Origin of the sequence: Milkweed yellows phytoplasma str. MW1 (genome assembly GCF_000309485.1) — a bacterium.
Taxonomy (GTDB): domain Bacteria; phylum Bacillota_I; class Bacilli_A; order Acholeplasmatales; family Acholeplasmataceae; genus Phytoplasma.
In genome coordinates this window covers 1-6,632 of record NZ_AKIL01000141.1, presented here as the reverse complement: position 1 = coordinate 6,632, position 6,632 = coordinate 1, and the positions used below count along the sequence as shown (strand labels likewise).

General features: G+C 25.3%; 7 protein-coding genes. 5 read left to right on the top strand and 2 right to left on the bottom strand.

Translation table 11 applies throughout. The features are described from left to right. Positions 1 to 908: 908 nt before the first annotated feature. The 5 genes from RI76_RS02520 to RI76_RS02500 all read left to right on the top strand — a co-directional run bounded on the left by RI76_RS02520 (position 909) and on the right by RI76_RS02500 (position 5,551). The gene (locus RI76_RS02520; protein ID WP_017192577.1) at positions 909 to 1,958 is read left to right on the top strand and encodes a metal ABC transporter solute-binding protein, Zn/Mn family; all 1,050 of its coding nucleotides are present in this window, start codon (positions 909 to 911) and stop codon (positions 1,956 to 1,958) included. Next, positions 1,955 to 2,716: a metal ABC transporter ATP-binding protein gene (locus RI76_RS02515; RefSeq protein WP_017192576.1), complete on the top strand. Its 762-nt coding sequence runs from the start codon at positions 1,955 to 1,957 to the stop codon at positions 2,714 to 2,716. Before RI76_RS02520 ends, RI76_RS02515 begins: the two co-directional genes overlap by 4 nt. Then, a complete protein-coding gene (locus RI76_RS02510) occupies positions 2,713 to 3,816 on the top strand; it encodes a metal ABC transporter permease (protein ID WP_017192575.1) in 1,104 nt (367 codons plus the stop codon). Before RI76_RS02515 ends, RI76_RS02510 begins: the two co-directional genes overlap by 4 nt. Beyond that, complete coding sequence (locus RI76_RS02505) at positions 3,809 to 4,897, top strand: metal ABC transporter permease (protein ID WP_017192574.1); 1,089 nt, start codon at positions 3,809 to 3,811, stop codon at positions 4,895 to 4,897. Before RI76_RS02510 ends, RI76_RS02505 begins: the two co-directional genes overlap by 8 nt. A 237-nt stretch (positions 4,898 to 5,134) precedes the next feature. Further along, positions 5,135 to 5,551 (top strand): Hsp20/alpha crystallin family protein, encoded by a 417-nt coding sequence (locus RI76_RS02500; RefSeq protein ID WP_017192573.1) that lies wholly within the window; start codon positions 5,135 to 5,137, stop codon positions 5,549 to 5,551. Positions 5,552 to 6,033: 482 nt separating this feature from the next. Here the strand turns inward: RI76_RS02500 and RI76_RS03420 are convergent, their stop codons facing one another. Then, positions 6,034 to 6,180 (bottom strand): hypothetical protein, encoded by a 147-nt coding sequence (locus tag RI76_RS03420; protein ID WP_425311472.1) that lies wholly within the window; start codon positions 6,178 to 6,180, stop codon positions 6,034 to 6,036. 160 nt (positions 6,181 to 6,340) lie between these two features. After that, positions 6,341 to 6,586: an SVM family protein gene (locus tag RI76_RS02495; RefSeq protein ID WP_017192572.1), complete on the bottom strand. Its 246-nt coding sequence runs from the start codon at positions 6,584 to 6,586 to the stop codon at positions 6,341 to 6,343. Positions 6,587 to 6,632 lie beyond the last annotated feature (46 nt).

Genomic DNA, 6,632 nt, shown 5'->3' with positions numbered 1-6,632 from the left:
ATTTTTTTTATGTTATCATATAGTAAATTAATAAATAATTTTTTCTAAAAGGTATTTGTTTTAGAAAAATTAGTTGTTCTCATTCGGAACTATTTTGCTGGGGCTCACCCGTGAGAAATAGAGGTTTTTTTGTTTAACACCTTTAAATCTTGGAAAAACTGTATTAGAGGTTAATGCATCAAGATGGAATCAGCTTTTAATCAAGAAAATGTTGCTCAATATCTCTTTTTTTGTTAAAAAAAATGTTTTTAAAAACAAAAAAAGAGTATAATAAAAATGTAGTAATTTCAACAACGTATAAATTATTTAAAATAAATCTCATTATTAACAATATAATCCTTTTTTTAGAGATAATTAATCATTAACAATCATTAAGTTCCAACAAAATAGATTTTTTTCTAATCACATTATTAGATTAATTTATCAAAAAAATATCTATTAAAGCATCATAGGTTTATTTATTAGTTATTATCAGTTATTAAAAAAAATTTTAAAACTGAAACAAATCTTTTAAAACAATTACCTTTTATAACCACGAATTAACAATTCATTTTCTTACGATATAACCTAAAATATGTTAAAATACACCACAAAATTATAAATTTAATTCCGCTTTTATATTAATAATACTATCTTTTTTTATAAATGCCCTCATTTTTGATTCAAAAATTTCCTTTCCGAATCTGACATATCGAAAAAAATAGAAAATATCCTTTTTAATCCATAAAGGGGATAAATATAAATTGTATGAATGTTGCTTTTTTGATGCGATAATTGTTTTTCTCTTTTGAACATTCAAGCAATACTATATATATATCAATCCCCACAATAGATCAAAAAAAGCTGTTAAATTAAAAATAATTCACATTTCCCGCATAAAAATATTTTCAAATACTAAAAGGAAAAAAATGAAAAAAATTAATGTATTCGTTATTTCAACAATTTTAATTGTTTTAGTTTTTTTGTCTTCTGTTTATTTTATACAACAACAAAATAAACAAAAAATCAACCAAAAGAATAAAAAAACCATCGTGACCACAACTAATATGTTATACGATTTAACACAGCATATTTTATATGATAAATTTAACGACAATAACATTCCTGATAAAAAGTCACCAAATAACCAATTGATCGATAATTTATTAGAATTAAAAAAACCTATGATGGGAGTAGGCGTTGATCCTCATAATTATAAACCTCTCCCTAACCATCGTTTGATTATTTTACAAAGTGATTTAATAGTGATAAATGGGCTCCATTTAGAAGCTAACATGGAAAAAGCTTTTCAATTATTAATTTCTGAAGAAAAGCCAGATAAATTATTTAATGTTGGAGAAAAATTGAAAGAAAATCCAAATAACCACATAATACAACATGATGGTGTAGATGATCCGCATATATGGTTTAATTACGAATTATGGATGGAAGTCGGAGAATTATTAAAAGAAGAAATAAAAAACTTAATTGATAAAACTGAAAAAACAGACGGCGAAACAAAAACAAAAGCTAAAGGTATTTTAAATGACAATTTCACAAATTATAAAAACACAGTAATTAATAAAATAGACGAAGCTATCAAAACATTACAAAGTATACCCGAAAACAAAAGATATTTAGTCACTTCTCATGATGCTTTTTCTTATTTTGGAAAAGTAGCTTGCTTAGAAATAGAAGCTATCCAAGGCACTTCTACTCAAACAGAAGCTAGTATTGGCGACATTAGAAGAATAGCTCAAAACATTAAAGATAAACAAATAAAAGCCATTTTTACCGAAAGTTCAATGACAAACAACACATTACAAAGTTTAAAAGAAATGGTAGAAAAAGGCGATTATCATATTAAAATGTGTGAAGGTGAAAACGGTTTATTTTCCGACTCTTTAAATGCTAATTTAAATTATTTACAAACATTTTTACATAATATCGAAATAATTACAAAGGAACTGAATAAATGAATAAAAAAAGAGCTATTACTATTAAAGATTTAACGGTGGCTTACCATTTAAAACCGGTTTTATGGGATATTGATTTAGATATCTTCCCAGGTTCTATAATGGCCATTATCGGGCCTAATGGAGCAGGGAAATCCACTTTATTAAAAGCTATTTTAAATTTAATTCCTAAAGTATCAGGAGAAATTTTATTTAATAACCAAAAATATCAACAAATTTATAAAAAAATAGCTTATGTTCCGCAAAGAAATACTGTGGATTGGGATTTCCCTATTAACGTTTTTGAAGTTGTTTTAATGGGTAGATATGGTTCTTTAGGTTGGTTTAAAAGACCTAAAACAAAAGATAAACAAATCACTTTAGAGGCTTTAAAAAAAGTAGAAATGCTAGATTTAAAAGATCGCCAAATTTCCGAACTTTCTGGCGGTCAACAACAAAGAGTTTTTTTAGCCAGAGCTTTAGCTCAACAAGGAGACTTTTATTTAATGGATGAACCATTTCAAGGGGTCGATTCTAAAACAGAAAAAGCTATTATGTCAGTTTTAAAAGAGTTGAAAAATCAAGGAAAAACAGTATTAGTGGTTCATCATGATTTAAATACGGTTACACACTATTTTGATTACGTCACTTTGTTAAATGTGAAAAAAATCAATAGTGGACCAGTTCAAGAGGTTTTTACTCCAGAAAACCTTAAAAAAACTTATCAATTTGATTTTTTTAAAAAATTTTCCAATAATTCTAAAGAGGAGTCTGATAAATGATGGAAATTTTTCGTTTAATTAATGATATTAGTTATCAATTAATTGGTATCGCTGTTTTAGGTTTAGCTGCGGCTATTTTAGGCGTTTTTGTGGTTTTAAATAAAAAAGCTTTAGTAGGAGATGTTTTATCTCATGTTTCTCTACCAGGAATCGTATTAGCTTATTTTGTACATGGTTTAATTATGGGAGATGATTCTGCCAAACAACCCGGCATATTAGTTTTAATCATAGGAGCTTTTATAATATCTATAATAGCTTTATCTTTAATAGAAATGATTAAAAAAAATTCACCCATCCAATATGACGCTATTTTGGCTTTAATTCTGTCGGCTTTTTTTGGTTTAGGACAGATGCTTTTATCTATTATACAACAAAAAAACTCCAATCCTTCTATCGCTCAATTAGAAAAATTAACCCTTGGGCAAATAGCTTCTATGTCTAACAAAGATGTATATACGGTGTGTATAATTGCTCTTTTGGTTTTAACCCTTATTTATGTGTTTAAAAAAGAATTAAAAATATTTATTTTTGACCCTTCCTTTTCTCAAAGTGTTGGATTTAATGCTAAAATAATGAAAAAAATCATTAATGTTTTAACCATAACTGTTGTTATTATTGGTTTAAGGATTGCTGGAATTGTTTTAATGAGCGCTTTTATCATTGCTCCTGCAATATCTGCCCGACAATGGAGTGATAAATTAAAAATAAATATTTTTTTAGCCTCTCTTTTTTCCTTAATAGCTGGTTTTTTAGGCACTATTTTTAGCGTTATTGATATAGGTTGGCCGCATGTTCCTACTGGTCCGATTATTACAATCTTTTTATCTTTATTTGTTTTTATTTCTTTATATTTGGCCCCTAAACATGGTATTTTAAAAACCCGTTTACAAAGTAACCAATATCAAAAAAAAATTAAAAAATATAAATTTTTGATTCATATCTATAACCAAAAAGATCAACAAATAGAACATGAAAATTATCCCGTAGAAGCTTCGTTTTTGGAACGAAAATACTTCGCTTATAATCAAAAAAAAATTACTTTAACTGTAAAAGGGCAACAATTAGTAGAAAAATTAATGAAAGGGGAATTTCATGATTAATAATTTTTCCGAATTTAGCAATAATTTTGATTTTAATAGTTTTTTTATCGCAGTTTTAACAGCTATGGCTGCCTCTATTTTAGGTGTTTTTTTAATTTTAAAAAGAATGCCGATGGTAATTGATGCTATTAGTCACAGTGTTTTATTAGGTATTGTCTTAACTTTTTTAATAGTGCGGGATCTTAATTCTCCTTATTTAATCATGGGAGCTACGTTAATAGGTGTTTTTACATCTTATTTGAGCGATATCCTCTCTCAACATAGCAAAATTAACGAAGATGCAGCTATTGGAATTACTTTTGCTTTTTTATTCGCTTTAGCAGTCTTTATCATAACTATTTATATTCGTGATGCTCATTTAGATATTGACGCCGTTTTTACTGGTAGTTTAGAATTCATAAATAGCAGTAAAATTAAAATTATTTTACCTGTTTTTTTACTGAATTTATTCTTTTGTCTAGTCTTTTATAAAGAATTAAAATTATCTCTTTTTGATAAAAATTTAGCTGTTTCTTTAGGTTTTTATCCTACTTTAATCAATTATATTTTAATCACTTTAGTCTCCGCAACATCTGTAGCCGCCTTTGAAATGTCGGGTTCTATACTAATGATTTCCTTTTTTATCGCACCTGCGGCTACCGCTTTATTAATTACTAAAAATTTATTTAGTAGTGTTTTATTTTCTATGTTTTTCGCTTTTCTAGGAGTTTTTGTAGGTTATAGTGCGGGTATTTGGTTTAATATGACTTTATCAGGTGCTATTTCTTCAGCGATGTTATTAATTTTTTTATTATTCTTTATTTTTGAAACCAAAAATGGAGTAATAACCAAATTAATCCAAAAGAATAAACAAAGAAAATATTTTGGGATGATTAACTTATTGATTCATATCCAAAACCACGAAAAAAAAGAAAATATTATTCAAACCCAAAAATCCTTAAAATGGTCTTCTTCTTTTTATCAAAAATGTTTAAAAAAAACATTTCAAGAAGGTTATGTTCAATTAGAAGGCGAAAAATTACATTTAACCCATAAAGGAGAAGAACTTTTAATCCAACAACAAGAAATATTAGGAATATAAGTGTTATTTTGTATTTTTTACATATTATCAACTATATTTTTACAATATAAAAAGGTCCTTATTAACAAAATAAATCTTTTTTAAAAAATTAGCATTCACCTCTTGACAGTGCTAGTTTTTTTTGATAGAATAAAAGTGAACTTAAAATAAAAAATAGAAAAATGTTTTAAGTTTCTTCTAAAAGCTTTTTTAATTTTGTCTTTATATAAAAAATAATATAAAAGGAGTGTTCAATTCATGTTATTTAATTTAATTAATCCAAATCAAGATTTATTTGAAAATTTTTTTGAAGATATCAATACATTAAACCCTTTTGTTAAAACAAACAATATTATGAAAACCGATATTCAAGAACAAGATAAACAATATATTATCAATGTTGAATTACCGGGCTTTAAAAAAGAAGACGTCAAAGTCGCTTTAGAAAATGGTTACTTAATTATTGAAGCCAATAATTCTCATGAAAAAGAAGAAAAAGAGCCTAATTTCATTAGAAAAGAAAGATTTAAAGGTGTTTTTAAACGTAGTTTCTATTTAGATAAAAATTTCGATTTAAAAGAAGTAGAAGGAACTTTACAAGAAGGAATATTAAAATTAGTGATTCCTAAAAAAACTATTAAACAACCGGAAAAACAATATTTAGAATTAAAATGATAAACAATCTATTAATTCATTTAGATCCTATGATTGATTTTATTGTGGGATATTTTCAAATAATGAATTATATATCATAAAAAAACTAACTTGAAAAAGTTAGTTTTTTTTATTTAGTTAATTGAGGTAATTTTTCTTTTTTAGAAATACGTAATATAAATCTAACATTATATATGATAACAAAAATCATATAAATGATAAAGATCCATCGGTAAAATAATATATATATCAACAGAACGTAAACCTTGGTTATTGCTTCATGGTTTTTAATAATAAATCGTTAAAAAGAGAAGAAAAAGAAGTTAAAAAAATCAGGTGGCATGGAAATGCTTGTAAAAGAAGTTAAAATGTTTAAAACTTCATTAGTTAAACAAACCATCATTGATTATTAATTAATTTTGTTAAATTTGTTGATATTTTAGTAAGATTTTCAATTTTTTGAAGATTATTTTGATTATGTCTTTCTTGTGATATTTATTTTTCTACATTAGCTTTTTTGCTTGCATTTTCGCGAATTTTATTGACGGAGTATTACTAGTTCCAAATTCATTATTATTCATCGCCGTTAATTTTTGATTATTTATTATAAATAACAATCCTTTAAAATTTATTAAACAAAGATAAATTATTTTAAATTGAACATTAATGAAAAATCTCTTTTTATTTATATTTAATTATTATTTAATGTTTTCTTCTAATTATTCTATTCGCCTCGGAATGTTTTGGGTTTATTGTATAATGTCTCGCATTTGAATTTGTTGCATTATCATATATATTTCCATATCTATCTTAACTATTTCTGGTTCTAATATGACATAATCTTTCAATATTATTTACATTATTTCTTGGCTCTCTAGATAGTACTATTTCTTGTGACTTTAGTTCATTTTTCCTTTCTTCTAATCGTATCTTTTGCGTTTCTAAAGTTATCCCATGTAAAGCATAAAAACATTTAATATTAAAAATAAATAATAAACCTATAAAAGTAAATAAACAAAAACTTATTATTTGAAATTTATTCTTTAATTTAATCATTAATTGCCACTCCTTTATTTTTAATAATTACATTATATAATATGTA